At 71.2% G+C, this 26,459-nt stretch carries 27 protein-coding genes; 17 read left to right on the forward strand and 10 right to left on the reverse strand.

The window, feature by feature from the left end:
* Positions 1-19 precede the first annotated feature (19 nt).
* From panC to ACZ44S_RS19535, 9 genes are all read left to right on the forward strand, one after another.
* Positions 20-1,018, forward strand: a complete 999-nt coding sequence (panC, locus tag ACZ44S_RS19495; protein ID WP_466930606.1) for a pantoate--beta-alanine ligase — start codon at positions 20-22, stop codon at positions 1,016-1,018.
* Positions 1,015-2,724 (forward strand): L-aspartate oxidase, encoded by a 1,710-nt coding sequence (locus tag ACZ44S_RS19500; RefSeq protein WP_466930608.1) that lies wholly within the window; start codon positions 1,015-1,017, stop codon positions 2,722-2,724. The genes panC and ACZ44S_RS19500 overlap by 4 nt, the downstream gene beginning before the upstream one ends.
* Positions 2,725-2,729: 5 nt before the next feature.
* On the forward strand, positions 2,730-3,704 hold the full coding sequence (gene nadC / locus ACZ44S_RS19505) for a carboxylating nicotinate-nucleotide diphosphorylase (RefSeq protein ID WP_466930611.1): 975 nt from the start codon (positions 2,730-2,732) through the stop codon (positions 3,702-3,704).
* A 2-nt stretch (positions 3,705-3,706) separates the two neighbouring features.
* A complete protein-coding gene (locus ACZ44S_RS19510) occupies positions 3,707-4,504 on the forward strand; it encodes a type III pantothenate kinase (protein ID WP_190166713.1) in 798 nt (265 codons plus the stop codon).
* Positions 4,505-4,988: 484 nt separating this feature from the next.
* Positions 4,989-5,603 (forward strand): hypothetical protein, encoded by a 615-nt coding sequence (locus tag ACZ44S_RS19515; RefSeq protein WP_466930614.1) that lies wholly within the window; start codon positions 4,989-4,991, stop codon positions 5,601-5,603.
* Between the two features lie 26 nt (positions 5,604-5,629).
* Positions 5,630-5,797 (forward strand): hypothetical protein, encoded by a 168-nt coding sequence (locus ACZ44S_RS19520; protein WP_466930617.1) that lies wholly within the window; start codon positions 5,630-5,632, stop codon positions 5,795-5,797.
* A 205-nt stretch (positions 5,798-6,002) separates the two neighbouring features.
* The gene (locus tag ACZ44S_RS19525) at positions 6,003-6,401 is read left to right on the forward strand and encodes a BlaI/MecI/CopY family transcriptional regulator (protein ID WP_466930696.1); all 399 of its coding nucleotides are present in this window, start codon (positions 6,003-6,005) and stop codon (positions 6,399-6,401) included.
* A 9-nt stretch (positions 6,402-6,410) separates the two neighbouring features.
* Complete coding sequence (locus ACZ44S_RS19530) at positions 6,411-6,944, forward strand: amino-acid N-acetyltransferase (protein WP_190166717.1); 534 nt, start codon at positions 6,411-6,413, stop codon at positions 6,942-6,944.
* 199 nt (positions 6,945-7,143) lie between these two features.
* Positions 7,144-7,479: a histone-like nucleoid-structuring protein Lsr2 gene (locus tag ACZ44S_RS19535; protein WP_037939819.1), complete on the forward strand. Its 336-nt coding sequence runs from the start codon at positions 7,144-7,146 to the stop codon at positions 7,477-7,479.
* On the opposite strand, the gene ACZ44S_RS19540 is transcribed toward ACZ44S_RS19535, so the two are convergent.
* Positions 7,458-8,114: an SCO3374 family protein gene (locus tag ACZ44S_RS19540; RefSeq protein ID WP_466930620.1), complete on the reverse strand. Its 657-nt coding sequence runs from the start codon at positions 8,112-8,114 to the stop codon at positions 7,458-7,460. The two genes, ACZ44S_RS19535 and ACZ44S_RS19540, sit on opposite strands and share 22 nt — an antisense overlap.
* A gap of 432 nt (positions 8,115-8,546) precedes the next feature.
* Between ACZ44S_RS19540 and ACZ44S_RS19545 the strand changes: the two genes are divergently transcribed.
* Positions 8,547-11,072, forward strand: a complete 2,526-nt coding sequence (locus tag ACZ44S_RS19545) for an ATP-dependent Clp protease ATP-binding subunit (RefSeq protein ID WP_190166719.1) — start codon at positions 8,547-8,549, stop codon at positions 11,070-11,072.
* Between the two features lie 82 nt (positions 11,073-11,154).
* On the opposite strand, the gene ACZ44S_RS19550 is transcribed toward ACZ44S_RS19545, so the two are convergent.
* Positions 11,155-11,796, reverse strand: coding sequence for an HAD family acid phosphatase (locus ACZ44S_RS19550; RefSeq protein WP_466930623.1), 642 nt, complete (start codon positions 11,794-11,796; stop codon positions 11,155-11,157).
* A gap of 441 nt (positions 11,797-12,237) precedes the next feature.
* Here ACZ44S_RS19550 and ACZ44S_RS19555 point away from each other — a divergent pair, with 441 nt between their 5' ends.
* Positions 12,238-12,987 (forward strand): M23 family metallopeptidase, encoded by a 750-nt coding sequence (locus tag ACZ44S_RS19555; RefSeq protein WP_466930626.1) that lies wholly within the window; start codon positions 12,238-12,240, stop codon positions 12,985-12,987.
* A gap of 29 nt (positions 12,988-13,016) precedes the next feature.
* Here ACZ44S_RS19555 and ACZ44S_RS19560 read toward each other — a convergent pair whose 3' ends face one another.
* Entirely contained in the window at positions 13,017-13,613 is a 597-nt protein-coding gene (locus ACZ44S_RS19560; protein WP_466930699.1) for a TetR/AcrR family transcriptional regulator, read from the reverse strand.
* A gap of 137 nt (positions 13,614-13,750) precedes the next feature.
* Here ACZ44S_RS19560 and ACZ44S_RS19565 point away from each other — a divergent pair, with 137 nt between their 5' ends.
* The 3 genes from ACZ44S_RS19565 (at position 13,751) to ACZ44S_RS19575 (ending at position 16,374) form a co-directional block, all read left to right on the forward strand.
* Positions 13,751-15,337 (forward strand): MDR family MFS transporter, encoded by a 1,587-nt coding sequence (locus ACZ44S_RS19565; RefSeq protein ID WP_466930629.1) that lies wholly within the window; start codon positions 13,751-13,753, stop codon positions 15,335-15,337.
* Positions 15,338-15,432: 95 nt separating this feature from the next.
* Positions 15,433-15,870, forward strand: coding sequence for a helix-turn-helix transcriptional regulator (locus ACZ44S_RS19570; protein ID WP_466930632.1), 438 nt, complete (start codon positions 15,433-15,435; stop codon positions 15,868-15,870).
* 60 nt (positions 15,871-15,930) lie between these two features.
* Positions 15,931-16,374 (forward strand): VOC family protein, encoded by a 444-nt coding sequence (locus tag ACZ44S_RS19575; protein WP_466930634.1) that lies wholly within the window; start codon positions 15,931-15,933, stop codon positions 16,372-16,374.
* A gap of 22 nt (positions 16,375-16,396) precedes the next feature.
* On the opposite strand, the gene cseC is transcribed toward ACZ44S_RS19575, so the two are convergent.
* The 5 genes from cseC to ACZ44S_RS19600 all read right to left on the reverse strand — a co-directional run bounded on the left by cseC (position 16,397) and on the right by ACZ44S_RS19600 (position 21,071).
* Positions 16,397-17,740, reverse strand: coding sequence for a two-component system sensor histidine kinase CseC (gene cseC, locus ACZ44S_RS19580; protein WP_190167422.1), 1,344 nt, complete (start codon positions 17,738-17,740; stop codon positions 16,397-16,399).
* Positions 17,741-17,748: 8 nt separating this feature from the next.
* Entirely contained in the window at positions 17,749-18,444 is a 696-nt protein-coding gene (gene cseB / locus ACZ44S_RS19585) for a two-component system response regulator CseB (RefSeq protein ID WP_190167423.1), read from the reverse strand.
* Positions 18,445-18,610: 166 nt separating this feature from the next.
* Positions 18,611-19,261, reverse strand: a complete 651-nt coding sequence (locus ACZ44S_RS19590) for a hypothetical protein (RefSeq protein ID WP_466930638.1) — start codon at positions 19,259-19,261, stop codon at positions 18,611-18,613.
* Entirely contained in the window at positions 19,249-19,788 is a 540-nt protein-coding gene (locus tag ACZ44S_RS19595) for a SigE family RNA polymerase sigma factor (protein WP_190167425.1), read from the reverse strand. Before ACZ44S_RS19595 ends, ACZ44S_RS19590 begins: the two co-directional genes overlap by 13 nt.
* Before the next feature lie 347 nt (positions 19,789-20,135).
* Positions 20,136-21,071, reverse strand: coding sequence for an HhH-GPD family protein (locus tag ACZ44S_RS19600; protein WP_466930640.1), 936 nt, complete (start codon positions 21,069-21,071; stop codon positions 20,136-20,138).
* Positions 21,072-21,286: 215 nt separating this feature from the next.
* Here ACZ44S_RS19600 and ACZ44S_RS19605 point away from each other — a divergent pair, with 215 nt between their 5' ends.
* On the forward strand, positions 21,287-22,870 hold the full coding sequence (locus tag ACZ44S_RS19605; protein WP_466930642.1) for a sensor histidine kinase: 1,584 nt from the start codon (positions 21,287-21,289) through the stop codon (positions 22,868-22,870).
* Positions 22,867-23,532, forward strand: coding sequence for a response regulator transcription factor (locus ACZ44S_RS19610; protein WP_466930643.1), 666 nt, complete (start codon positions 22,867-22,869; stop codon positions 23,530-23,532). The genes ACZ44S_RS19605 and ACZ44S_RS19610 overlap by 4 nt, the downstream gene beginning before the upstream one ends.
* A gap of 6 nt (positions 23,533-23,538) precedes the next feature.
* Here ACZ44S_RS19610 and ACZ44S_RS19615 read toward each other — a convergent pair whose 3' ends face one another.
* The gene (locus ACZ44S_RS19615; protein WP_466930645.1) at positions 23,539-24,192 is read right to left on the reverse strand and encodes a phosphatase PAP2 family protein; all 654 of its coding nucleotides are present in this window, start codon (positions 24,190-24,192) and stop codon (positions 23,539-23,541) included.
* A gap of 175 nt (positions 24,193-24,367) precedes the next feature.
* On the opposite strand from ACZ44S_RS19615, the gene ACZ44S_RS19620 reads away from it, so the two are divergent.
* Positions 24,368-25,219 (forward strand): hypothetical protein, encoded by an 852-nt coding sequence (locus ACZ44S_RS19620; protein WP_466930646.1) that lies wholly within the window; start codon positions 24,368-24,370, stop codon positions 25,217-25,219.
* A 57-nt stretch (positions 25,220-25,276) separates the two neighbouring features.
* Here ACZ44S_RS19620 and disA read toward each other — a convergent pair whose 3' ends face one another.
* On the reverse strand, positions 25,277-26,401 hold the full coding sequence (disA, locus tag ACZ44S_RS19625; protein ID WP_190167431.1) for a DNA integrity scanning diadenylate cyclase DisA: 1,125 nt from the start codon (positions 26,399-26,401) through the stop codon (positions 25,277-25,279).
* Between the last annotated feature and the right edge of the window lie 58 nt (positions 26,402-26,459).

Genomic DNA, 26,459 nt, shown 5'->3' on the forward strand with positions numbered 1-26,459 from the left:
CCCGGAACGGAGTCGCCCGATGACCGCCACTGTGCTGCGCACCGCCGCCGAACTGAGCGCACGCGCGCGTACCGGCCGCCGCGCCGTCGTGATGACCATGGGCGCGCTGCACGAAGGCCACGCCACGCTGATCCGCACGGCACGCGGGATCGCGGGCCCCGAGGGCGAGGTCGTGGTCACCGTCTTCGTCAACCCGCTGCAGTTCGGCGCGGGCGAGGACCTGGACCGCTACCCCCGCACCCTGGACGCCGACGTCAAGATCGCCGAGCGGTCCGGCGCGGACGCGGTGTTCGCCCCCGCCGTGGACGAGGTCTACCCGGGCGGCGAACCCCAGGTGCGGATCAGCGCCGGCCCCATGGGCGAACGCCTGGAGGGCGCCGCCCGGCCCGGCCACTTCGACGGCATGCTCACCGTCGTCGCCAAGCTGCTCCACCTCACCCGGCCCGACATCGCCCTGTACGGCCAGAAGGACGCCCAGCAGCTCGCCCTGATCCGCCGCATGGTGCGGGACCTGAACTTCGGCGTCGACATCGTCGGGGTCCCCACCGTCCGCGAGGAGGACGGGCTCGCCCTGTCCAGCCGCAACCGCTACCTCTCGCCCCCCGAGCGGCGCACCGCGCTCGCGTTGTCCCAGGCCCTGTTCGCCGGCCGCGACCGGCACGCGGCCCAGCAGGCGCTGCGCGCGCGTGCCCGCGAAGTGCCGGCCACCCGCGCGCGTGCCGAGGCGCTCAGCGCCATCGGCGAGTCCCGCGCCGCGGCCGACGCGCACGCCGTCGCCACCACCGCCGGCGGCCCGGCGGCCATCCTCGCCGCCGCCCGCCTGGTCCTCGACGAGGCGGTCCGCCTCGACCCGCCGCTCGCCCTGGACTACCTGGCCCTGGTCGACCCGTCCGACTTCACCGATATCGGCGACGACTTCACCGGAGAGGCCGTCCTCGCCGTGGCCGCCCGTGTGGGCACCACCCGCCTGATCGACAACATCCCCCTGACGTTCGGAAGTTTCGGAGCCGCCTCGTGACCAGCACAGGCATAAGACTGCACGCGCCCGCGCCCGGGTGGTCCATCGACGCGGACGTCGTGGTCGTCGGCTCCGGCGTCGCCGGTCTCACCGCTGCGCTGCGCTGCGAGGCCGCCGGCCTGACCACGGTGGTCGTCACCAAGGCACGCCTCGACGACGGCTCCACCCGCTGGGCGCAGGGCGGTATCGCCGCGGCCCTGGGCGAGGGCGACACCCCCGAGCAGCACCTGGACGACACCCTGGTCGCCGGCGCCGGCCTGTGCGACGAGGAAGCCGTCCGCATCCTGGTCACCGAAGGCCCCGACGCCGTACGCCGCCTCATCGCGACGGGCGCGCACTTCGACGAGTCCAGTGAGGGCGGCCTCGCCCTCACCCGCGAGGGCGGCCACCACCGCCGCCGCATCGCCCACGCGGGCGGCGACGCCACCGGCGCGGAGATCTCCCGCGCCCTCGTCGAGGCGGTCCGTGCGCGCGGGCTGCGCACCATCGAGAACGCCCTCGTCCTGGACCTCCTCACCGACGCCGACGGCCGCACGGCCGGTGTCACCCTGCACGTTATGGGCGAGGGCCAGCACGACGGCGTGGGGGCCGTGCACGCCCCCGCCGTGGTCCTGGCCACCGGCGGCATGGGCCAGGTCTTCTCGGCGACGACGAACCCCGCCGTCTCCACGGGCGACGGCGTGGCGCTGGCCCTGCGCGCGGGCGCCGAGGTCAGCGACCTCGAGTTCGTGCAGTTCCACCCCACGGTCCTCTTCCTCGGACCCGAGGCGGAGGGCCAGCAGCCCCTGGTCTCCGAGGCGGTACGCGGCGAGGGCGCCCACCTGGTGGACGCCGACGGCGTGCGCTTCATGCAGGGACAGCACGAACTGGGCGAGCTCGCCCCGCGGGACATCGTGGCCAAGGGCATCATGCGCCGCATGCGGGAGCAGGACACCGAGCACATGTACCTCGACGCCCGCCACTTCGGCGCCGAGATGTGGGAGCGCCGCTTCCCCACGATCCTCGCGGCCTGCCGCGCGCACGGCATCGACCCGGTCACCGAGCCCGTCCCGGTCGCCCCGGCCGCCCACTACGCGTCCGGCGGGGTCCGCACGGACTCGCACGGCCGCACCACCGTGCCCGGCCTGTACGCGTGCGGCGAGGTCGCCTGCACCGGTGTGCACGGCGCCAACCGCCTGGCCTCCAACTCCCTCCTCGAAGGCCTGGTCTACGCCGAACGCATCGCCAAGGACATCGCGGACGCCGGAAACACGCGCCACGCCCGCGTGCCGCAGCCGCTGCCCGCTGCGGAGCGCCCCGCGCACCCCCTCCTCCCCCCGGAGGCACGCTTCACCATCCAGCGGATCATGACCCGGGGAGCGGGAGTCCTGCGCTCCGAGGCGTCCCTCTCCGAGGCCGCCCAGCGCCTGCACCGACTGCACGCCGACGCGCGCGACGCCCTCGACGAGAACGGCAAGACCGCCGAGCCCGGCGTCGACACCTGGGAGGCCACCAACCTCCTGTGCGTGGCCCGGGTCCTGGTGGCCGCCGCGCAGCGGCGCGAGGAGACCCGCGGCTGCCACTGGCGCGAGGACCGCCCGGAGCGGGACGACACGAACTGGCGCCGCCACATCGTCGTACGGCTGAATCCGGACCGGACGCTGGCGGCGCACACCACCGACACCACAGACTTCCCCCCGACCCTCCCTCAGCCCCAGGAGCAGTGACAGCAGTGACCACCCCCGACCTTCCCCTCGTTTCCTCCGGCGGCTGTGGCGACGGCTGTGCCTGCGGCGCCGACGAGGAGACCTATTTCGAGTGCGGCCTCGACCCCGCACTCGCCCAGCTCCTGGCCGACGCGGGCCTCGACCCCGTGGAGGTCGAGGACATCGCCAATGTGGCCCTCCAGGAGGACCTGGCCCACGGAGTGGACGTCACGACGGTCGCGACCATCCCGGAGGACGCCGTCGCCACCGCCGACTTCACCGCGCGGGAGACGGGCACGGTGGCGGGCCTCCGGGTCGCCGAGGCGGTGATGTCGATCGTCTGCACGGAGGAGTTCGAGGTCGAGCGCCACGTGGAGGACGGCGACCGCGTGGAGGCCGGCCAGAAGCTCCTGTCGATCACCACGCGCACGCGCGACATCCTCACGGCGGAACGCAGCGCCCTGAACCTGCTGTGCCGCCTGTCGGGCATCGCGACGGCCACCCGCGCGTGGGCGGACGCCCTGGACGGCACCAAGGCGAAGGTCCGCGACACCCGCAAGACCACTCCGGGTCTGCGCAGCCTGGAGAAGTTCGCCGTGCGCTGCGGGGGCGGCGTCAACCACCGCATGTCCCTCTCGGACGCGGCCCTGGTCAAGGACAACCACGTGGTGGCGGCCGGCGGCGTCGCCGAGGCGTTCCGCGCGGTCCGCGAGCGCTTCCCCGACGTCCCGATCGAGGTCGAGGTCGACACGCTGCACCAGCTCCGCGAGGTCCTGGACGCCGGCGCCGACCTGATCCTGCTGGACAACTTCACGCCCGGCGAGTGCGGGGAGGCGGTGGCCCTCGTGAACGGCCGCGCCGCCCTGGAGGCCTCCGGCCGCCTCACCCTCACCCGTGCGAAGGCGTACGCGGACACGGGCGTGGACTACCTGGCCGTAGGTGCCCTGACCCACTCCGCTCCCATCCTGGACATCGGCCTCGACCTGCGAGCGGCGGAGTAGCCATGCTGCTGACCATCGACGTGGGAAACACGCACACCGTCCTGGGGCTCTTCGACGGTGACGACATCGTCGAACACTGGCGCATCTCCACGGACGCCCGCCGCACGGCCGACGAGCTGGCGGTGCTCCTCCAGGGCCTCATGGGCATGCACCCGCTCCTGGGCGACGAGCTGGGCGACGGCATCGACGGCATCGCGATCTGCGCGACGGTCCCGTCCGTGCTGCACGAACTGCGCGAGGTCACGCGCCGCTACTACGGCGACGTCCCCGCCGTGCTCGTGGAACCGGGCGTGAAGACGGGCGTGCCGATCCTCACCGACCACCCCAAGGAGGTCGGCGCGGACCGCATCATCAACGCGGTCGCGGCGGTCGACCTCTACGGCGGTCCGGCGATCGTCGTCGACTTCGGCACGGCGACGACGTTCGACGCGGTCAGCGCGCGCGGGGAGTACGTCGGCGGCGTCATCGCGCCCGGCATCGAGATCTCCGTCGAGGCGCTCGGCGTCCGCGGCGCCCAGCTCCGCAAGATCGAGGTGGCGCGTCCGCGCAGTGTGATCGGCAAGAACACGGTCGAGGCGATGCAGTCCGGCATCATCTACGGATTCGCCGGCCAGGTCGACGGTGTGGTGAACCGGATGGCGCGGGAGCTGGCGGACGATCCCGACGACGTGACGGTCATCGCGACGGGTGGGCTGGCGCCGATGGTGCTGGGGGAGAGCTCGGTCATCGACGAGCACGAGCCGTGGCTGACGCTGATCGGCCTCCGCCTGGTGTACGAACGCAACGTGTCACGCATGTAGCGCATGCGCGGCGTCCGGGGTGGGGCGTGCCCCGGTACCTGCAGGTACCCGGCGTGGGTTTGCGCAGCCCGGCGCATGCGGGGTGCCTCCCCCACTCTCGACTCCGCTCGAGCGGGGGACCCCATCGCCCTGGGGGAGGCACGACTGCCCGCGGGAGCGACGGACCGCGGTCGCGCATGACGCGCAGCGCGGACCATGGTGGGCGCAGGTATGCCGCCTGCGGCGGGGAGGGGACGGGGCGGGGGTGTCCGCCCGCAGTGGCTGGCGCGTCCGCACCCCGCCCCCCACCAACAAGCCCCATCGCGCCAGTCCGAGGACGGACACCCCCGTCCCGGCCCCGCACCACCCACCCACCGTCGGCGCTACGCGCACCCCCACCTGAGGGACAGCTGCGCCGCAGGCATCCCACCCACCCGGGTGGCGCCGCACGCCACACCTGAGTCCCATACGCGGTGTTTGTCTGATTAGCGCGTATCGTCTCAGCATGCCCACGCCCTACGGATCCCGCGGCGGCATGGCGTTCGGCGCAGAGGAACTGCGCGTGCTCCGCCGCGCTCTCGCCCTCGCCCTGCACCCCACCCCCGCTTCGGCCGACGACGTCCAGGACTGCCTCCACCTCGCCGACTCCCTCGACGAGGCAACGCGGGAGACTGCCAGGCTGCGCGCCTTCCTCCTGGCCGACCTCGGCCGCTACCGCGCCGCCCTCCCCGGCACCGCCGCCGGCTACCTCACGCTCCTGGAGGAGGCGCTGGGCGCCGGATACCGCCCCCACCCCGACGATCTGGCTGCCCTCCGCGCCCTGCGCGGCAACCCCACCGCCGTAGCCCTCCTCCGCCACTGCGAACGCACCCGCCTCACGGCCCTCCCCGGCGGCCGGGGAGCCACCGCCGAGGGCCGGCAGGAGGAGAAGAAGAAGCCCGCGGAGAACCCCTCCACCCCCCACCCCGCCCCGAACCCCAGCCCGGCCCCCGCACCCACCCCCCACCCTGCCCCCGGCACTCCCAAACCCACCCGCCGCCCCGTCCCCACCCCCGGCGAGGTCTTCCCCCGCCGCAAGCCCACACCGCCGCCACCCGACCAGCACCTGGCCGCGGGCTGACGGCACACCCTGGCTACCCTGGATCCATGGACTACGTCTCCGCGCTCCTCCCCCCGGCCGTCATGGCCGTCCTCTTCATCGCCGTGATCCGGGTGATCGTGAAGACCCAGGGCGGCGCCAACAAGACCAAGGAGGACGCCGCCGTCGACGCGGCCCTCGCAAGGGCCGAGGCCTCCCCCAAGACCGAGGCCTGACAAGCACCGCGCGGCACGCACACCCCGCGCGGCACGCACACCCCGCGTGGCACGCACACCCCGCGTTGCACGGCAGCCCGACACGCACCTCAGGGGCGTACGACACACCGTCGTACGCCCCTTTTGTGCACGTTTGCCGCACCGGTGCCCGTCCGGCACGCCATTACCAAGATCCCGCACTATCGTCGAAGTTGTGCCTCGCCCATTGGGAGAACTCGAAGACGCGGTCATGACGCGGGTGTGGAAGTGGAACCGTCCGGTGACCGTTCGGGAAGTCCTGGAAGATCTGCAGAAGGAACGGTCCATCGCCTACACCACGGTGATGACCGTTCTGGACAATCTCCATCAGAAGGGCTGGGTGCGCCGAGAAGCCGAAGGCCGGGCCTATCGATATGAGGCCGTCTCCACTCGCGCCGCCTACGCCGCCGCCCTGATGAACGAGGCGTGGTCGCAGAGCGACAACGCCGCCGCCGCTCTCGTGGCCTTCTTCGGCATGATGAGCGAGGAACAGCGCCAGGCCCTCACGGACGCGGTACGGATCGTCCAGCTCCCGGAAACCTCCGACGAGAACCCCGGCTCCACCGAGGACCGCACCGGACGATAGCGTCCGCTCATGTCAGCAGACAGCCCCGAAGTCACCGCAAATGCCGTCACGGTCCGGCGGGCCCGCACCAGCGATGTGCCGGCCGTGCGCCGTCTCCTCGACGCCTACGTCCGCGGGGGCATCCTGCTCGACAAAGCGACGGTGACCCTTTACGAGGACATCCAGGAGTTCTGGGTCGCGGAACGGGACGACAACGCCGAGGTGGTCGGCTGCGGCGCCCTGCACGTGATGTGGGAAGACCTCGCGGAAGTCCGCACCCTCGCCGTGAAGCCCGGACTGAAGGGCGCCGGTGTCGGACACCGGGTGCTGGAGAAGTTGTTGGAGACGGCCCGCTGGCTCGGTGTTCGGCGCGTATTCTGCCTGACCTTCGAAGTGGACTTCTTCGGCAAGCACGGCTTCGTGGAGATCGGCGAGACGCCCGTCGACACGGATGTGTACGCCGAGTTGCTGCGCTCCTATGACGAGGGCGTCGCGGAGTTCCTCGGTCTCGAACGCGTGAAACCGAACACCTTGGGCAACAGTCGCATGCTTCTGCATCTGTGATCTGTGCGGGGTTCCCTATGTCCGAAACGCGCACGTTTCCGTACCGGGTGCGGGGAGCAGGTCTCTGCCAGGGGTTTGTGTTTTTACGGCAAAAGCGGTTTGCTTTCCGGGGTACTGCAGTACTGCATATAACAAGGGACGGCGATACGGCGGACGCCGGCACACCCCGGCCCTCAAGTTATCGATGAAAGGAAATCCGGTGGCACAGAAGGTTCAGGTCCTTCTTGTCGACGACCTCGACGGCGGCGAGGCGGACGAGACCGTGACGTTCGCGTTGGACGGCAAGACGTACGAGATCGATCTCACCACCGCCAATGCGGACAAGCTCCGTGGCCTTCTCGAGCCTTACGTGAAGGGCGGCCGTCGCACCGGGGGCCGTGCTTCGGGTGGGCGTGGAAAGGCGCGTGCTTCTTCCGGCGGCAGTCAGGACACCGCGGCCATCCGCGCCTGGGCGAAGGAGAACGGATACGAGGTCAACGACCGCGGCCGTGTTCCGGCGTCCATCCGCGAGGCCTACGAGAAGGCCAACGGCTGACTGTCGGTCCTCACGGCGGCGGCGGCCGCACCAGCGCGCCGCAGCCGAACACGGTGGATCTGCGTGGCCACCGTGTTCACCAGCCGCACGAGGTCCGGGGGGCTGTCACAGTCCCCCAGTGCACTCCTCGTGCCCATCGCCGACAGCGTCGGCAGCGTGGCCTCGGCCCCGCGTTCCGGCCCGGGGGGCCGCAGCCACACGGCGGCCCCCTGCGAGATGTCCCGGGCGCAGGCGCCGAAGCCGACGGACGGGGCAGCGGGAGCGGGAGCCTCCATGACCCCGCCGGCCCCCACCGCCGTCAGGTCAAGCTCCAGCGGCGTCCCCCACTCCAGCCACTCCAGCAGCCCCGGCAGCTCCGCCGCGCTGCCCGCGGCCACCAGCAGTCGCATCCGCCCACCGCAGAGCGCCACAGGAAACCCTGCGCACCGCGACGCCTCCAGCCGCTCCAGCGCGGCGACCCCCGCCTCCACCGGCACGTCGAGTACGTCGAACCGCACTCCCACCACGAGCCGCACCGGATCCCCGGGCACCGTGGGCCAGCCCAGCACGTTCTCGTACCAGAGCCTCACCTCGTCGTCACTCGGCGTGAGCGGTCGACGGGGGCGCGGTACGCCGGCGGAGGAGGTGCCAACCATGACCCGCGCAACCATCCGAAGCACCGGCAAGTTACGCTGGGTCTCCCTGTGTGAGCACAGAGTGTCGAACAAGGGGGCGCGTGGGGGTGTGGGGAGGCGCAAGGTTGTTCGCCCGTAGCGGAGGGAACCCGTGCACTCGGCATGGACTGTCCGTAGCAGCGGGTAAGACATCCCTAGTGGGAGGGGGCGACACGCAGGGCGGCACGTCTCCCGTTCGCCATGGGCGTACTGGCGATGGGGGTAACTGCCTGGCCTGCGGGAACATCGTCTCGCACCATCGGGTTGGAGCAGATGTCGGCGTTAGCGGGGTCAGGAGGCCATCGACGGTGTCGGCAGTTGGAATGAGCGGTCCCCGCTTGCGGGACTAAGCTGCGGAAGGACAGGGAGGGGAAGTTCCCCCCACTGCCTGACCGCTCTGAGGAGCGATTAACGATGTTCGAGAGGTTCACCGACCGCGCGCGGCGGGTTGTCGTCCTGGCTCAGGAAGAAGCCCGGATGCTCAACCACAACTACATCGGCACCGAGCACATCCTCCTGGGCCTGATCCACGAGGGTGAGGGTGTCGCCGCCAAGGCCCTTGAGAGCCTCGGGATTTCGCTCGAGGCGGTCCGCCAGCAGGTGGAGGAGATCATCGGCCAGGGCCAGCAGGCCCCGTCCGGCCACATTCCCTTCACCCCCCGTGCCAAGAAGGTCCTGGAGCTGTCGCTCCGCGAGGCCCTTCAGCTGGGCCACAACTACATCGGCACGGAGCACATCCTGCTCGGCCTGATCCGTGAGGGCGAGGGCGTCGCCGCCCAGGTCCTGGTCAAGCTGGGCGCTGATCTCAACCGCGTGCGGCAGCAGGTGATCCAGCTGCTCTCCGGTTACCAGGGCAAGGAGACCGCCACCGCCGGCGGTCCTGCCGAGGGCACCCCCTCCACGTCCCTGGTCCTCGACCAGTTCGGCCGGAATCTCACCCAGGCCGCTCGTGAGTCCAAGCTCGACCCGGTCATCGGGCGCGAGAAGGAGATCGAGCGGGTCATGCAGGTGCTGTCCCGCCGTACCAAGAACAACCCGGTGCTGATCGGTGAGCCGGGCGTCGGCAAGACCGCCGTCGTCGAGGGCCTCGCGCAGGCCATCGTCAAGGGTGAGGTGCCCGAGACCCTCAAGGACAAGCACCTCTACACCCTGGACCTCGGCGCGCTGGTCGCCGGCTCCCGCTACCGCGGTGACTTCGAGGAGCGCCTGAAGAAGGTGCTCAAGGAGATCCGCACCCGCGGCGACATCATCCTGTTCATCGACGAGCTGCACACGCTGGTCGGCGCGGGCGCCGCCGAGGGCGCCATCGACGCGGCGAGCATCCTCAAGCCGATGCTGGCCCGTGGTGAGCTGCAGACCATCGGTGCGACCACGCTGGACGAGTACCGCAAGCACCTGGAGAAGGACGCGGCCCTCGAGCGCCGCTTCCAGCCGATCCAGGTCGCCGAGCCGTCCCTGCCGCACACGATCGAGATCCTCAAGGGTCTCCGTGACCGTTACGAGGCGCACCACCGCGTCTCCATCACGGACGAGGCCCTGGTCCAGGCGGCGACGCTCGCCGACCGCTACATCTCGGACCGCTTCCTGCCGGACAAGGCGATCGACCTGATCGACGAGGCCGGTTCCCGGATGCGCATCCGCCGGATGACCGCGCCGCCGGACCTGCGCGAGTTCGACGAGAAGATCGCCGGCGTCCGCCGCGACAAGGAGTCCGCGATCGACTCGCAGGACTTCGAGAAGGCCGCCTCCCTGCGCGACAAGGAGAAGCAGCTGCTGGCCGCCAAGGCGAAGCGGGAGAAGGAGTGGAAGGCCGGCGACATGGACGTCGTCGCGGAGGTCGACGGCGAGCTGATCGCCGAGGTCCTCGCGACCGCCACCGGCATCCCGGTCTTCAAGCTCACGGAAGAGGAGTCCAGCCGTCTGCTCCGCATGGAGGACGAGCTGCACAAGCGGGTCATCGGCCAGAACGACGCCGTCAAGGCGCTGTCGAAGGCGATCCGCCGTACCCGTGCGGGTCTGAAGGACCCGAAGCGTCCGGGTGGCTCGTTCATCTTCGCCGGTCCGTCCGGTGTCGGTAAGACCGAGCTGTCGAAGGCCCTGGCGGAGTTCCTCTTCGGCGACGAGGACGCGCTGATCTCCCTCGACATGTCGGAGTTCAGCGAGAAGCACACGGTCTCGCGTCTCTTCGGTTCGCCCCCCGGCTACGTGGGCTACGAGGAGGGCGGTCAGCTGACGGAGAAGGTGCGCCGCAAGCCGTTCTCGGTCGTCCTCTTCGACGAGGTCGAGAAGGCCCACCCGGACATCTTCAACTCGCTGCTGCAGATCCTGGAGGACGGTCGTCTGACCGACTCCCAGGGCCGGGTCGTGGACTTCAAGAACACGGTCATCATCATGACGACCAACCTCGGCACCCGGGACATCTCCAAGGGCTTCAACCTGGGCTTCGCCGCCGCCGGTGACACGAAGACCAACTACGAGCGGATGAAGAACAAGGTCCAGGACGAGCTCAAGCAGCACTTCCGGCCCGAGTTCCTCAACCGTGTCGACGACGTGGTCGTCTTCCCGCAGCTCAGCCAGGACGACATCCTGCGGATCGTCGACCTGATGATCGACAAGGTGGACGAGCGCCTGAAGGACCGGGACATGGGCATCGAGCTCTCCCAGTCCGCCAAGGAGCTGCTGTCCAAGAGGGGCTACGACCCCGTGCTGGGCGCCCGGCCGCTGCGCCGGACCATCCAGCGGGAGATCGAGGACTCGCTGTCGGAGAAGATCCTCTTCGGCGAGCTGCGTCCCGGTCACATCGTGGTCGTGGACACCGAGGGCGAGGGCGACTCCGCGACCTTCACCTTCCGCGGTGAGGAGAAGTCGGCGCTGCCCGACGTCCCGCCGATCGAGCAGGCGGCCGGCGGAGCCGGACCGAACCTGAGCAAGGACGCGTAGCCACCGCGTTCAGCCGGCACGAGAAGGGGCTGCCCCGGGACACCTGTCCCGGGGCAGCCCCTTCTCGGCGTTCGCGGCTGTTTCAGGACAGCTGACCGTCGTAGTCCGGCAGCTTGAACGTCTTCTCCGCGTGGCCTCCCGACAGGTCGGAGGCGCTGTTGCCGATGTTGGCGACGATCGTGTAGCCCTTCGACTCGATGTGCGCCCGCTGGGCCGTCTTGTACTCGGCCACGTCCCGGAACAGGTCGACGAAGCCGCGCACGTAGAGGCCCGCGGACTCGTAGCCGGCGTGGTCGAGGTTGTACTCGGTGGGCCAGTGGATGATGCTCGGGCGGGCGGTCACGAAGAACACGGCGACCCCGTGCTCCTGGGCGTACTCCGCGGCCTCCAGGACCGGCCGGTTCGCGGGCTGCGGGAAGCTGAACCCGAAGTCGGTCTCCAGCGCCGTGTTGTCGATGTCGAGCACGATCGCCGGCTTCTCGCCGGGCGCGGTGTCCCCGATCCGCTCCTTCAGATAGGGCAGGGCCTGGTCCATGACCGCCCGGCAGTCCCGCTGCCAGGTGTCGTAGTCCACGTCCGCCGCCGTGGAGGCCGCCACCGGGAGAGCGGCGGGTGCTGCGGCTGTGGGGGCCGCGGCCTCGGCGGGTGCGGCCAGGGCCACGAGGGCGGCCGCGGAGACGGCGGTGACCGATACGCGGCGGAGCCAGGGGTGTCGGCTTCTCATAGTCGTGGGGGTCCTCTCACGTCCGTAACGCTGCCAACATGGCGTGTGCATGCTCGTCTGCGAGGGTGACGCGAGGTGAACCGTAGGGTTACCGGGCGGTAGGCGCCTAGAGGCCTGCGCCACATTTATGGAATGGCCGAAGCCGCTCGCCGGTGACATGGGGCACAGGCGGCTTGTCCGGTACTAGTCGGAATAGTGGCAAAGCCTCAGCATCAAAACGGACATTTCCCCCGGCATTCTGATCGATCAGCTCTAAATGGGGGGTATCGCCCTATAGGAATGCTCTGTCAAGAGACATGCATCTCAGTGCAGAAGTACGACTTACCGTCGTAGATCACACCTTTGCGCTGTTATGTCCGGAGGGGCTACCAATGACTCACCACCGAGGTGCGGACCATCCGCCTGGTGGTTTTCCTCTGTCCCCTCCCTTACGAGGTTTCGATGTTCGAGCGCGTCACGTCCCGTTCCTCCCGTACGTCCCTGATCCGCACCCGTGCGGCCGTGCTGGCCGCCGGCCTGGGGGCCTCGGTCGCACTGGGAGCCGGGGTCGCGGCCGCTGCCGACACCACGGCCGCGTCCGGCGCCGCCAGTGCCGTTCAGGCGCAGGCCGCCGCCCAGGCCAAGGCCGCGAAGGCCCAGGCCGCCCAGGCCGAGAAGGCGGCCGTGGCGAAGAAGGCCGCGGCGGCGAAGGCGGCCCAGGCGAAGAAGGCCGCGGCGGCGAAGGCGGCCCAGGCGAAGAAGGCGGCCAAGGCCGCCGCCGCGAAGAAGCAGGCGTCCTGGGTCTCCCCGGTGAAGAGCTACAAGCTGTCCGCGAGCTTCGCCCAGAACGGCGGCATGTGGGCCTCCAAGCACTCCGGCCAGGACTACGCCGTCCCGACCGGCACCCCGGTCGTCGCCACCCACGGCGGCACCGTCGTCAAGGCCGGCGGCAACGGCGCCGGCGACGGCCCCGCCTACGGCAACGCCGTCGTCATCAAGCACGGCAACAAGACGTACTCCCAGTACGCCCACCTGTCCTCGGTCAACGTGAAGGTCGGCCAGGTCGTCAAGACCGGCCAGAAGATCGCCCTGTCCGGCAACACCGGCAACTCCAGCGGTCCCCACCTGCACTTCGAGATCCGCACCACCCCGAACTACGGCACCGCCGTGGACCCGGCGAAGTTCCTGCGCGCCAACGGCGTCAGCCTCTGACCCGGAGAACCCCGGGCGCGTGACAGCGCCTAGGCCTGCGGGGAGGCCCGGTGGGCCTGGGTGATCAGATCGATGGCGACCTCGAGGACGGCCTTGCGCTTCTCCTCGGGGTCGCTTTCCACGTCCGCGAGGACGTGCATCCCCGCGTGCATGGTGAACAGGGCGCTGACACAGCGCACCTGGTCCACCAGGTCGGCGTCCGGGTCCATGAGGATGTCCCGGAGCCCGAGCATGCGGGTCTTGAACATCTCGCCGATGCTCAGCTCGCGGATCGTGGCCTGGTTCTCCTGCATGAAGCGGAAGAGCGGGGCCGCACCCGCCAGCGCGTCGCTGTACCGGCGGATGATCTCCTGCTTCGTCTCCAGCGAGTGCGGCTGCTGCCGGCCCCACTCGATCAGATCCTCGATCGGCCGCGAGAGGTCCTCGAAGATGCTGACGAGGATCTCTTCCTTCGTCTTGAAGTGGTAGTAGAGGGCCGCCTTGGTGACGTCCAGGTGCTCGGCGATCTCGCGCAGCGAGGTCTTCTCGTAGCCCTGCTCCGCGAAGAGTTCGAGCGCTACGTCCTGGATGCGCTGGCGGGTGTTCCCGCGGCGCCGATGTGTGGTGCCGTCCATGGTGCCGCCCATCCTCCTACTCGACACGCCCTTGACGAAAACTTACTTGACGCCCGGCTAGTTGCGCGACTAGCTTCCCAGTGTAGGTACTAGCCGGGCGGCAAGTAAGTAGCGGTGGCCACGCAACCGTGGTCGGGGGAGTGGAACCCATGGCGGAGACAGGGGCGGCGGGGGCCGCCGGGACGGACGGCGGCAAACAGCCGCGCAGCGTGCGGGTGGTCCTCCTCGCACTCATGATCGCGATGATGCTCGCGATGCTCGACAACATGATCATCGGCACCGCGATGCCGACGATCGTGGGCGAACTCGGCGGCCTGGAGCACCTGTCCTGGGTCGTCACCGCCTACACCCTCGCGACCGCGGCCTCCACCCCGGTCTGGGGCAAGCTCGGCGACATGTACGGGCGCAAGGCCACGTTCATGACGTCCATCGTGATCTTCCTGATCGGCTCCGCGCTCAGCGGCATGGCGCAGAACATGGGCGAGCTGATCGGCTTCCGCGCGGTGCAGGGCCTGGGCGCCGGCGGTCTGATGGTCGGCGTCATGGCGATCATCGGCGACCTCATCCCGCCCCGGGAGCGCGGCAAGTACCAGGGCATGATGGCCGCCGTCATGGCGCTGGCCATGATCGGCGGACCCCTGGTCGGCGGCACCATCACCGACAACTGGGGCTGGCGCTGGGCCTTTTACATCAACCTGCCGCTCGGCGCGGTCGCGCTGGCCGCCGTGGGGGTCGTACTGCACCTGCCGAAGAAGCGTGCCAAGGCCGGCATCGACTACCTCGGAGTCGCGCTGCTGACCGTCGGCATCACCGCCGTCGTGCTGGTCACCACCTGGGGCGGCACGGAGTACGCGTGGACCTCCGCCCGGATCATGGAGCTGACCGGCCTCGGTGTCGCCTCGCTCGTGGGCTTCGTGTTCTGGCAGACGAGGGCCGCCGAGCCGGTCGTACCGCTGCACATCTTCCGCAGCCGCAACTTCACGCTGATGTCCCTCATCGGCTTCATCACCGGCTTCGTGATGTTCGGCGCCACCCTCTTCCTGCCGCTGTACCAGCAGGCCGTGCAGGGCGCCTCGGCCACCAACTCCGGTCTGCTGCTGTTGCCGATGCTGGCCGCGATGCTGGTCACCTCGATGGTCGCGGGCCGGGTGACCACCAACACCGGCCGGTACAAGGTCTTTCCCGTTCTCGGCAGCGCGTTGATGATCGTCGGCCTGTATCTGCTGTCCACGATGGACACCGGGACCTCTCGCCTCACCTCCGGGGTCTTCATGGCCGTGGTCGGCCTCGGCATGGGCTGCCTGATGCAGATCACCATGCTGGTCGCCCAGAACAGCGTGGAGATGAAGGACATGGGAGTGGCGTCCTCGTCCACCACCCTGTTCCGCACCCTCGGCTCGTCCTTCGGTGTCGCGATCATGGGCGCGCTGTTCAACAGCCGCGTCCAGGACGTCATGAGCGAGAGGGCGGGCACGCTGGGCTCCAAGGTGACCGACCAGTCCGCCCAGCTGGACGCGGAGAGCCTGGCCAAGCTGCCGGACGCGGCCCGCGAGGCCTATCAGTACGCGGTGTCCTCGGGCACGCACTCGGCGTTCCTCCTCGGGGCCGTGATCGCGGTGCTCTCGCTGGCGGCGGCCGTGTTCGTGAAGGAGGTCCCGCTGAAGGGCGAGGGGCCCGGTGGCAAGGACACCGACGACGGCGCCCCGGCGGCCGCGGCGGTGACCGAGCCCGTCTGACGACCGCGGCGGAAGGCCCTCGGAGCAACTCCTTGGAGGGCCTTCCGCACCTGCGGGCCCGGACCGATGTCGGACCTCCGTGCCACCATCGGGGCATGGACAAGGCGCGGCGGATGAGGCTGGCCAAGGACGCGATGGACCGGGACTGGGCGGACCCGGACCTGGACCTGGAAGCGGTCGCGGCCCACGCGGGCTACTCGCGCTACCACTTCATACGCGCCTTCAGGGAGACCTACGGCGAGACCCCGGGCCAGTACCTCACACACCGCCGCATCGAGCGCGCCGAGGACCTGCTGCGCACCGCCAACCTGACGGTCACGGAGATCTGCCACCTGGTCGGCTTCAGCAGCCTGGGCACCTTCTCGACGCGGTTCAAGGCCTGGACCGGCCTCACCCCCAGCGAGTACCGCAGCCGGCACGTGGGCCGCGGCGCCGCCCTGATCCCGGGCTGCTACGCCATGCACTGGCTCGGCGGCCACAGGGCCGGACCGGGCAGGGCGGCGGCACAGCGCAATTCCGGAGAAGCGGACTGACGGCGGCGTTGCCTACGGTGACAGGGCACTGAAGGAACGGCCGCGGAGCAGGAGTACGCCATGATCAAGGGTCTCGCCATCACCACCGTCTGGGTCCTCGACCAGGACCGGGCGAAGGAGTTCTACACCGAGAAGCTCGGCCTGGAGGTCCGCACCGACATGACCCTGGGCGAGGGCGGCATGCGCTGGCTCACCGTCGGCTCGCCGAAGCAGCCCGACGTCGAGCTGACCCTGATGGTGCCCGGCACCGGCATGGACCCCGAGTCCGCCGAGATGATCAAGAAGCTGGTCGCCAAGGGAGCACTCGGCCCCGGAGTCCTGACCACCGACGACATCCACGGCGACTACGCCGAGCTCAAGGCACGCGGCGTGGAGTTCATCCAGGAGCCGCAGGAGCGCCCTTACGGCACCGAGGCGCTGTTCCGCGACGACTCCGGCAACTGGTTCTCCTTCACCCAGCCCCGCGAGGGCGGCCTCGACATGGACAAGGACTGGTCCCGCTGAGCCACCCCCGCCAGAACTGGTTCTAGGGCGCCAGCACGGGATAGCTCCCGGTGTTGGTCGGCGCGTGCTCCGGCAGCCACAGCACGGCGACCGCGCCCTCGGCCGGCACACCGTCCGGCGCCCCCGCCGGCCGTACGTTGCGGAAGGTCAGCCGCGCGCCCAGCACCCGGGCCTGTCCGGCCGCGATGGTCAGCCCCAGACCGTGACCGCGGCCGGCCCGGTCCGCGCTCCCGGTGCGGAACCGGCTCGGCCCCTCGGCGAGCAGTTCCTCCGGGAAGCCGGGCCCGTGGTCCCGGACCCGGATGACCCGCCCCTCGACAGTCACCTCGAGGGGCGGCCTGCCGTGCCGGGCGGCGTTGGCGAGCAGGTTGAACAGCACCCGCTCCAGACGCCGCGGGTCGGTGGTCACCTCCGACTCGTGCACCACGTGCACCGTGACGTCCGGGTCCTTCGCCGCGATCCGCCGGGTGACGAACTCCCCGAGCAGGATGTCCTGCAGCTCGGCCCGTTCCGAGGCGCTGTCCAGCCGGGCCACTTCCAGGACGTCCTCCACGAGGGTGCGCATCGCCTTGGCCCGGTCCAGCACCAGCTCCGTCGGCCGGCCCGGCGGAAGCAGCTCGGCCGCGGTGAGCAGACCGGTCACCGGTGTGCGCAGCTCGTGCGCGATGTCGGCGGTGACCCGGCGCTCGGCCTCCAGACGCTGCCGCAGCGCGTCCGCCATGGCGTCCACCGCGCTGGCCAGGTCGTCGGTCTCGTCCCGCACCACCCCGCCGATGGCCTCCCGCACCCGCACGTCCGTCTCGCCCTTGGCGACCCGGTTGGCGGCGCTGGCCGCCTTGCGCAGCCGCCGCGACAGATGCCCGCCGACGAGCACCCCGAGCGCGCTCCCGCCCAGCACCACCGCGATCGAACCGATCACCAGGGCCTGGTCGAGGTCCTTGAGGATGTCCGAGCTGCGGTCGGTGAAGCCGGAGTGCAGCGACATCACATGACCGTTCTTCAGCGGCACGGCCGCCCAGATGTCCGGCGCCCCGCTCCGGTCGGCCACATAGGTCGCCCGCCGCCCCGCCTCGACCTTCTCCCGCAGCTCCTTCGGCAGCTGAGGATCGTCGATCTTGGTGTTGGGGAAATTCAGCCGGCCCGACATCTCGTAGTTGCGCTGGGCGATCATGATGCGCTCGTCGGCCAGATCGCGGGCGTTGTCCAGCATCGACACCCGCGCCGCGTTGTGCACCACCAGGCTCAGCACCACGGCCACCAGCGCCCCGACCAGGGCGATGGCCGCACTGAGCTTCCACCTCAGACCCGCCCCGATGCCCGCCCGGTGCACGCCCGCCGCCACCAGGCCTCGCAAACTCCCCGGCATCCGCTCACTCAGGCCTTCAACTTGTAGCCGAAGCCACGGACCGTCTCGATACGGTCCTGGCCGATCTTCGTACGCAGCCGCTGCACATGGACGTCCACCACCCGGGTGTCACCGCCCCAGCCGTACTCCCACACCCGTTCGAGCAGCTTGTCCCGGGAGAGCACGGTGCCCGGCGCCGCGGAGAACTCCAGCAGCAGCCGCATCTCGGTCGGCGTCAGCGCCACCTGCTGCCCGGCCCTGCGCACCTCCATGCCCTCCGTGTCGATCTCCAGCTCGCCGAAGGCCAGCACACCCCCGCCGTCCGGGGCGGCCTCCTCCCGGCCGCTGCCCGCCCGCTCGAAGCGACGCAGCACCGCGCGGATGCGGGCCACCAGAACGGCCCCGTCGAACGGTTTGGTCACATAGTCGTCGGCGCCCGCCTCCAGACCCAGCACCACGTCGATGGCGTCGGCCCGCGCGGACAGCATGATGACCGGCACCATCGACTCGTCCCGGATGCGCCGGCACAGGCTGACCCCGTCGAGCCCCGGCACCATCACGTCGAGCAGCGCGATGTCCGGCCGGTCGGAGCGGAACGCCTCCAGGCCGGACAGCCCGTCGGGCATCGCGGTCACCACGAAGCCGTCCCGCTCCAGGGCGAGCGTGGTGGCCTCGCGGATGACGTCGTCGTCCTCGACGAACAGGACGTGGGTCTGGTCTGCCATCCCGGTGCTCTCAGTCCTCGTGTGATCTCGGGTCGGTGTGCACGCGGCCCCTCAGGTCCGCGCAGCGGGCCTTTACCGGCCCACCCAACGGACGCGTGAGCCGCGCGAAGGGTTCACCCCCTCATCGGCCGGGGCGGTCCCGCCGGTTCACACCGTGAGCCATGTCTCAGCCCTCGGGCATCGGCGACGGCTGCGCACCGGCCACCTGCCCGTAGTCGTTGTGCGTGCGGTACTCCTCGTCGAACCGGTCCGTGGCCCAGCGGTACGTGATCACGTTCTCGCCGGACGGGCTCGACAACGGGTCGCCGCGGTCGTACACCTGCTTGGTCACCACCAGGTCCCCGCGGTCGATCTCCGCGTACACCGGGGTGTCCTCGGCGGTGAACACGTTCACATACGCGCCGCCCTGGTCGCGGTACACATACGAGCCGACGCCCACGGCGTCCCCGCAGGTCAGCACATTGACGACGACGTCGTCGACGGCCCCGCCGGTGAGATTGCCGTAGCTCACGTCGACCGGGTACTCGTCGGCCACGCACGGCTTGAGCTCCCGCTTGACCTCCGCGGAGACCGCGGGATCCGCCTTGACCAGGCGCACCGCGTCGATCCGGTCGGGAGTTCCCGAGGGCGGAGCCGACGGCGCGGCCGCGCTCGCCACCGAGTCCGCGTGCGCCGGGCCTTCGTCCCGGGCCCCGGTCCCGCCCGTGCCGCAACCGCCGGCGAACAGCACGACGGCGGCGAGCACGGCCGTCGCCGTGGTCGCCGCCCGGGCGGTGGACCGGATCCGTGTGGACCTCGGGCCGGTCAGGCCGCGCAACGCTCCCGCTCCTCACGCTCCAGCGCACGCGCGTCCAGATCGCGCGCCTCCAGCTCCTCACGGAGCCGGGCGAGCGCCCGGTGCAGCGTGCTCTTGACCGTTCCGGCCGACATGCCGAGGGCGGCGGCCGTCTCGTCCGTGGACATCTGCTCCCAGTGTCGCAGCACCACGACACTGCGCTGCTTCGGGGCGAGCACCTTCATGACGTCCATCAGCAGGGCCCGGTCCGCGTGCTGCTCGGTGGCGTCGTCCACACAGGACTCCGGAAGCTGCTCGGTGGGCACCTCCTCGAGCTTGCGGGCCCGCCACCACTCGGTCCGCGTGTTGATCATCACGCGGCGCAGATAGGCGTCGGCCAGCCGCTTGTCCTCGATGGTCTCCCAGCGGCCGTACGTCCGGGCCAGCGCGGTCTGCAGCAGGTCCTGCGCGTCCACGGGGTCCGGAACCAGGCGGCGGGCGCTGCGCAGCAGCGCGTCCTGCCGGGTGCGGACGTACTCCTCGAACTCGAGCACCTCGCCCTGCGCCATGGTGAACCGCCTTCCGCTCCCCGTTCCGGGCCGCCCGCGCGGACCGGTCGCACTGCTTGTGTTCCTTGCTCGTCGTGCCCTTGTCGAGCACGCGACCGAAGGTACGGAGGCGTTGTCACGGCACTGTCCGAGGCAGCTTGCGGGCAGCCCTCGGCTGTCCGTCGGTTGTGTAACGGAAGGAGGAAGGGGGTAAAGCGGTCGCCCGACAAGGGCGGTATCGGGCCGTTATGGCCGATTGCGCGGCTGTGGCGGGAGTGAACCGGAGTGAACCGGAGCGCACCGGAGTGAACCGGAGTGAAGCGGGGTGAACCGGAGCGCACCCCAGTGGCTCCGGTGTGCGGCCCGGGTCAGGTCAGCGGCAGCCGGTACAGACCCCCCTGCAGGGGCTCCACCAGCCCGTCGGCGACCAGACCGTCCAGCGCGCGGGCGCGCTGCACCGGTTCGTGCCACACGCGGTCCAGCGCGGCCTGCGGAACGGGCCCCGGCGCCTCCCGCAGCACGGCCAGCAGCCGCCCGCGGACCTGACGGTCCGTGCCCGCGTACGTCTGACCCCGCCGCGGCGGACCGTCGTGGGCCGGCTTGCCCGCCAGCCGCCAGGCGCAGAGGGCGGCGATCGGGCAGCGCTGACAGGACTCGTTCTTCGCCGTGCACACCAGCGCGCCCAGTTCCATGGAGGCGGCGGCCCACCGCGCGGCGGTCGGGGCGTCCTCCGGAAGCAGGGTCCGGGCCAGCCGGCGCTCGGCGGCGGTGGTGGCGTTCGGCGGGTACTGCGTACCGGTGACCGCGCGGGCGAACACCCGGCGCACATTGGTGTCCAGCACCGCGTGCCGCTGCCCGTACGCGAACGACGCCACGGCCGCGGCCGTGTACTCGCCGATGCCGGGCAGCGCCAGCAGCTGGGCGTGGTCCGCCGGTACGTCGCCGCCGTGCCGTTCCGTTATGGCGACGGCGGCGCCGTGCAGGCGGAGCGCGCGGCGCGGGTAGCCGAGCCGGCCCCAGGCGCGGACAGCCTCGCCGGGCGCCTCCGCGGCGAGGTCGGCGGGGCGCGGCCAGCGGGCCAGCCACTGCTCGTAGACGGGCAGGACCCGGTTCACCGGGGTCTGCTGGAGCATGAACTCACTGACCATCACTCCCCACGCACCGGCCTCCGGGCGCCGCCACGGCAGATCCCGGGCGTGCTCGTCGAACCAGTCGATGACGGGGGAGTGCAGCGGCTCACCGGGAGCGCGCTCGGACGCGGAATCGGCTGCGTTGCCGTACGGGGGCTTCGTGGGAGCAGTCATGACCCACCGATCCTGCCACGCCGGGCCCCGCCTCCGGGGTGAGCGCCACGGCCCGCGACCGCGAGACACCCGCAAGAGCGCCGTTCGCCGCGGAGCACCGTCCGCTGTGCGAAGCGCCGTCCCGCCCCGAGGCCGCCAAGGGCGACCGAAAAGGTGACGGAGCACCTGACGATCGGCAGCAGTGGCGGGGTGGCGTCCGCCAGTAGCGTCGAGGGATGGAACGCGCTCGTCTCGCCGCGACCGGCCGGGGGTGTCTGCTCTGGGCAGCCCTCGCCCTGCCGGCGATCTCCGCCGACCGGCTCGGGCTGAACGAGCCCCGCCCGATCGCGCAGCAGCTCGCCGGACTGGCCGTGCTGGCCGCCGCCACCGCCTTGGCCCGGTGCCGGCCCCTGATCGCGTGCGGCCTGACGGCCGCGTTGAGCCTCGCCTTGGCCCCCGCCCTGTTCAGCCTCTCCTACGGCCCGGCGCTCGGCGTGTTCGCCCTGCTGCTCGGCCTGCGGGCGGCCCGTACCGCCCCCGCGGCACTCTGCTTCGCCGCCGTCGGCTGCGCCGGCACCCTGAAGATCGTGTTCGCGGGGCCCGATCCCGTCCCCGGGTGGCTGGTCCTGACCGGCACCCTCCTCTTCGGCTGTGTCTTCCCCTGGCTCGGCGGGCGCTACTGGCGGCAGAGCCGTGAGCTCACCGCCGCGGGCTGGCTGCGGGCGGCCCGGCTGGAGGAGGAGCAGCGCCTCACCGAGGAACGCGCCCGCCTGCGCGAACGGGCCAGGATCGCCCAGGACATGCACGACTCCCTGGGCCACGAACTGAGCCTGATCGCCTTGCGCGCGGGCGTGCTCCAGGTCGCTCCCGACCTCCCCGGCCACCACCGCACCGCCGTGGCCGACCTGCGCGCGGCGGCCGCGGATGCCACGGACCGGCTCCACGGCATCATCGGCATCCTGCGGGAGGAGGACGACGAGCCCGTTCCTCTCTCCCCGGCCGGTGAGAACGTCGAGCAGCTCGTGGCCCGCGCCGCCGAGTCCGGGCTGCCGGTGCGCTGGGAGCACGGCCCCCGGGGCGCGGACGTGGCAGCCGGCGGGGTCGCCGAGCGGATGCTGCACCGGGTGACCAGGGAGGCGCTGACCAACGCGGCACGGCACGCACCGGGTGCGTCCGTCGCCGTGGCGGTGGCGGGGGACGACAGCGGGGGAGCGACCGTCACCGTCACCAACGGCCGGCCGGAACGGGAGGATTCCCCGGCGTCCGGGGGAGGTTCGGGCCTGATCGGGCTGCGTGCCGCCGTCGCCGCGGTCGGCGGCACCTTCGAGGCGGGCCCGTATGCCGACGGGTACCGGGTCAGGGCGTACGTCCCGGCGCAGGCGGCACCGTCCGCCGGGCCGCCGCGTCCGCCCTCCGCGCCCTTCACCCGCGCCCGGCGCCGTGTCGCCGCCGGTCTGGGTGCCGCGGCCTGCGCGGGGGTCGTGCTGGTGGGTTCGGGCGTCGGCTGGTACGCGTACACCGAGACCCACTCGGTGCTGGAACCCGCCGCGTACGCCGGACTGCGCCTGGGGACACCGTTCGACGACATCGCCCCGATGCTGCCGGACCGGCAGATCCAGGACCCGCCGACGGAACGCGCGCCCGCGCCGCCCGAGCGCACGCGGTGCCGCTACTACCGCGCGAGCGGCGAGCTCTTCGTCTCCGTCGACCACTTCCGGCTGTGCTTCGACGACGAGGGCCGCCTGGCCGCCAAGAACGTGATCCCGCGCGTCGGTCTGTCCGGCGAAGTGCACAGGGAAGACGAGGAGTTCGCACGATGATCCGGGTCCTGCTGGCCGACGACGAGGCGATGGTCCGCGCGGGGGTGCGCGCCATCCTGGGGAGCAGCGGGGAGACGGAGGTCGTCGCCGAGGCGGGCGACGGGCGCGAGGCCGTCGAGTTGACCCGGGCGCGCCGCCCCGACGTGGCGCTGCTCGACATCCGTATGCCCCGCCTGGACGGACTCGCGGCGGCCGAGGAGATCGTCCGCACCGTTCCCGGCACGGCCGTCGCGATGCTCACGACGTTCTCCGAGCGCGCCCACGTGGCCCGCGCCCTCGGCGGCGGCGCCACCGGCTTCCTGCTGAAGTCCGGGGACCCGTACGAACTGATCGCGGGCGTCAGGGCGGTGGGCGGCGGCGCGGCCTTCCTGTCGCCCAAGGTGGCCCGGTACGTCATCGAGGGCCTCGGAGGTGCCGACGGCGGCGGACGTCTCGCGCGGGAAGCCGAGGCGCACGCGCGCGTGGCGGCGCTGAGCCCGCGCGAGCGCGAGGTGCTGGGCCTGGTCGGGGCGGGGCTGTCCAACCCGGAGATCGCCGCCCGGCTGCATCTCGTGGAGGGCACGGTGAAGGCGTACGTCAGCGCGGTCCTCGACCGGCTCGGTGTGCGCAATCGCGTACAGGCGGCGATCGTCGCCTACGAGGCGGGTCTGGTGGCGGACTGAGCCCGCTCAGCGGCGCCGGTGCGTGGCACGGGGCGGCACCGCGCGGGCGGCCATTCGGGGTCCCGGCCCGGCGAGCCACCGCGCGGCGGGCACCGAGGAGGCCCGCATCGCCTCGGTGAGCCGGAGTGCCGGACGCGTGGCGAGCCGTACGGCGGTCAGCGCGACGACGGTGCCGAGCAGCAGCCCGGCCACCACGTCGTGCGGGTAGTGCACGCCGACGAACACCCGTGAGAACGCCATGAGCAGTGCCAGGGGCGCGGTCAGCCGGACGAGCGCGCGCCGGACCAGCATCAGGGTGAGGGCCGAGGCGCCCGCGATGGTCGCGTGGTTGCTCGGGAACGACCAGTCGCCGTGCGGCGGGCACTCCGCGAGGGAGGGGGCGGCGCCGGCGACCGCGCGGCACGGACGCTCCTCCGTCACACCGGACTTGAGTACTTCACTGCACACGTACGCCACAGCCGTGGCCACAGGTGCGAGGGCCGCGATCGCGAACGTGCGGGTGCCCGCGTGCCGGGCCCGCCACCAGCCGGCCACGAACAGCGCGACGAAGACCAGCAGTCCGGCCTCCGTCCCGATCTCGGCCGTGTGCTGCACCCACCCCGGGGTGTCGTGTGCGTGGTCGGTGATGTCGCGGTAGAGCCCGCTGTCCACGAAGTCCATGGTCACGGACGGTAGGTGAGAAGCCGGAATGGTCACACCCAGCGATCGTCGTGTGCCGTACCTGACGAAAGTCAGGGGTGACGCAGCGGTTTCCGGGATGATGATCCTGAAAAGTTGTGGCTCGGAGCGGCGGGTGGGGCAAGCGAACGCACCGATCTCTCGTAAGGTTTGCGCCGTGGGATCTCTGCGCAATCCGGTCGGGCCGCTTCCCTCCTCCATCTACTGGCGACGGAGGGCCGTACTGCTGTCCGTGCTGGCCCTGTTGGCGTTGTTGGCCACCTGGGTCGTCGTCTCCGGCGGCGGGGGTGGTGGCGACCGTGACAACGGGGCCAACGGCAAGAATCCCGCGCCGTCCATCACTCCGGGCCCGTCGAGTTCGGGGCCGGCGATCAGTCAGGCGCCGGGCGGACGGGACGAGTCGGGCGACGGCGGGTCCGACGGCGGCGGTTCCGGCGGTTCCGGTGGTTCGTCGTCCGGTACCGGCGACGACGACACCAACGGCGACCCCGCGGACTCCGGCGGAGGCGGCGGAGCCGGGGGCAGCGCCGGAGGCGGTTCCGACGGCGGTACGTCGGCCGGGGTGGGCGCGGGGGACGCGTTGCCGGCCGGATCGGGCTCGGGTCTGCCCAACTGCACTGCGAACGCGGTCACGTTCAGTCTGCGCAGCGCCCGCAACGCCTACGAACCCGGGCAGACGCCCACGTTCCTGCTGACCGCGCGCAACACCTCCGGCAGTGACTGCAAGATCGATCTCGGGCCGGAGAACGCCGTGTTGACGGTGGCTCAGGCGAGCGAGGACGACACCTACTGGGCGTCGGACGACTGTCCGAAGGGGGCGCGGAGCCTGGTGTTCCGGGTGCCGGCGGAGGACAGCATCACCTACACCGTGAAGTGGGACCGCAAGGCGAGTGCGCCCAAGTGCGCGACGCCGGAGGCGGGGACGGCGAAGCCGGGGACGTACCTGGTGGAGGCGAAGGCGCCGGGATTCGAGAAGGTGCGGACGTCCTTCGTGTTGAAGGCGGACTGACGCGGCCGCGCCCGGCGCCACAACGGCGACGGGCACCCAGCGGTGCCTGAACGTGCCCTAGACGTACCGCTCGAGGATCGAGCTCTCCGCCAGCCGCGACAGCCCTTCGCGCACGCTGCGCGCCCGGGCCTCGCCGACGCCGTCCACCGTCTGCAGATCGTCCACGCTGGCGGCGAGCAGCTTCTGCAGACCGCCGAAGTGCTCCACCAGCCGGTCGATGATCGCGCCGGGCAGCCTCGGCACCTTGGCCAGCAGACGGAAACCGCGCGGCGACACCGCCGAGTCCAGGGTTTCCGGCGAACCGGTGTAGCCGAGGGCACGGGCCACCGTCGACAGCTCCAGCAGCTCCGCGTGAGTGAGCACGTTGAGCTCGTGCAGCGCCTCGTCGACCGTGCGGGAGCGCTTGGCGGTGGGCTCGGGCACATAGTCCCGGACGACCAGTTCGCGCTCCGGCTCCACGCCCGCGATCAACTCGTCGAGCTGGAGGGCGAGGAGACGCCCGTCGGTGCCCAGTTCGACCACGTATTCGGCGATTTCGGTGGCGATGCGGCGCACCATCTCCAGTCGCTGCGCGACCGCCGACACGTCCCGGACGGTCACCAGGTCCTCGATCTCCAGCGCCGACAGCGTGCCGGCGACCTCGTCGAGGCGGAGCTTGTAGCGCTCGAGGGTGGCCAGCGCCTGGTTGGCGCGGGACAGGATCGCCGCCGAGTCCTCCAGGACCCGGCGGTGGCCGTCGACGTACAGCGCGATCAGGCGCATCGACTGGGACACCGAGACGACGGGGAAGCCGACCTGCTTGGAGACGCGGTCGGCGGTGCGGTGCCGGGTGCCGGTCTCCTCGGTGGGGATCGTCGGGTCCGGCACCAGCTGGACGCCCGCCCGGAGGATCTTCGACAGGTCGGACGACAGGACGATGCCGCCGTCCAGCTTGCACAGCTCGCGCAGCCGGGTCGCGGTGAACTCGACGTCCAGGACGAAGCCGCCGCTGCACAGCGTTTCGACGGTCTTGTCGGAGCCGAGCACGATGAGCCCGCCGGTGTTGCCGCGGAGCACGCGCTCCAGGCCGTCACGCAGGCTGGTGCCGGGTGCCACGGCGCTCAGTGAGGCGCGCATCAGGCCATCGGAACCGGCACTCCCACCGGACTTTCCGGGAGCTGCTGCCCGGTCGTTGGCTGCCACTGCACTCCTCCGGTCGCAGGTTCTGGGCGCCCCCGTTTCGCGCACTCGGTTCGTACGG

The organism is Streptomyces malachitofuscus, from assembly GCF_055571035.1.

Excerpts from the sequence above, each read along its gene's own strand:
- panC (WP_466930606.1), top strand. The coding sequence starts at position 20 with ATGACCGCCACTGTGCTGCGCACCGCCGCCGAACTGAGCGCACGCGCG.
- ACZ44S_RS19510 (WP_190166713.1), top strand. The coding sequence starts at position 3,707 with ATGCTGCTGACCATCGACGTGGGAAACACGCACACCGTCCTGGGGCTC.
- ACZ44S_RS19515 (WP_466930614.1), top strand. The coding sequence starts at position 4,989 with ATGCCCACGCCCTACGGATCCCGCGGCGGCATGGCGTTCGGCGCAGAG.
- ACZ44S_RS19520 (WP_466930617.1), top strand. The coding sequence starts at position 5,630 with ATGGACTACGTCTCCGCGCTCCTCCCCCCGGCCGTCATGGCCGTCCTC.
- ACZ44S_RS19530 (WP_190166717.1), top strand. The coding sequence starts at position 6,411 with ATGTCAGCAGACAGCCCCGAAGTCACCGCAAATGCCGTCACGGTCCGG.
- ACZ44S_RS19540 (WP_466930620.1), bottom strand. The coding sequence starts at position 8,114 with ATGGTTGGCACCTCCTCCGCCGGCGTACCGCGCCCCCGTCGACCGCTC.
- ACZ44S_RS19545 (WP_190166719.1), top strand. The coding sequence starts at position 8,547 with ATGTTCGAGAGGTTCACCGACCGCGCGCGGCGGGTTGTCGTCCTGGCT.
- ACZ44S_RS19550 (WP_466930623.1), bottom strand. The coding sequence starts at position 11,796 with ATGAGAAGCCGACACCCCTGGCTCCGCCGCGTATCGGTCACCGCCGTC.
- ACZ44S_RS19555 (WP_466930626.1), top strand. The coding sequence starts at position 12,238 with ATGTTCGAGCGCGTCACGTCCCGTTCCTCCCGTACGTCCCTGATCCGC.
- ACZ44S_RS19560 (WP_466930699.1), bottom strand. The coding sequence starts at position 13,613 with ATGGGCGGCACCATGGACGGCACCACACATCGGCGCCGCGGGAACACC.
- ACZ44S_RS19565 (WP_466930629.1), top strand. The coding sequence starts at position 13,751 with ATGGCGGAGACAGGGGCGGCGGGGGCCGCCGGGACGGACGGCGGCAAA.
- ACZ44S_RS19570 (WP_466930632.1), top strand. The coding sequence starts at position 15,433 with ATGGACAAGGCGCGGCGGATGAGGCTGGCCAAGGACGCGATGGACCGG.
- ACZ44S_RS19575 (WP_466930634.1), top strand. The coding sequence starts at position 15,931 with ATGATCAAGGGTCTCGCCATCACCACCGTCTGGGTCCTCGACCAGGAC.
- cseC (WP_190167422.1), bottom strand. The coding sequence starts at position 17,740 with ATGCCGGGGAGTTTGCGAGGCCTGGTGGCGGCGGGCGTGCACCGGGCG.
- cseB (WP_190167423.1), bottom strand. The coding sequence starts at position 18,444 with ATGGCAGACCAGACCCACGTCCTGTTCGTCGAGGACGACGACGTCATC.
- ACZ44S_RS19595 (WP_190167425.1), bottom strand. The coding sequence starts at position 19,788 with ATGGCGCAGGGCGAGGTGCTCGAGTTCGAGGAGTACGTCCGCACCCGG.
- ACZ44S_RS19600 (WP_466930640.1), bottom strand. The coding sequence starts at position 21,071 with ATGACTGCTCCCACGAAGCCCCCGTACGGCAACGCAGCCGATTCCGCG.
- ACZ44S_RS19605 (WP_466930642.1), top strand. The coding sequence starts at position 21,287 with ATGGAACGCGCTCGTCTCGCCGCGACCGGCCGGGGGTGTCTGCTCTGG.
- ACZ44S_RS19610 (WP_466930643.1), top strand. The coding sequence starts at position 22,867 with ATGATCCGGGTCCTGCTGGCCGACGACGAGGCGATGGTCCGCGCGGGG.
- ACZ44S_RS19615 (WP_466930645.1), bottom strand. The coding sequence starts at position 24,192 with ATGGACTTCGTGGACAGCGGGCTCTACCGCGACATCACCGACCACGCA.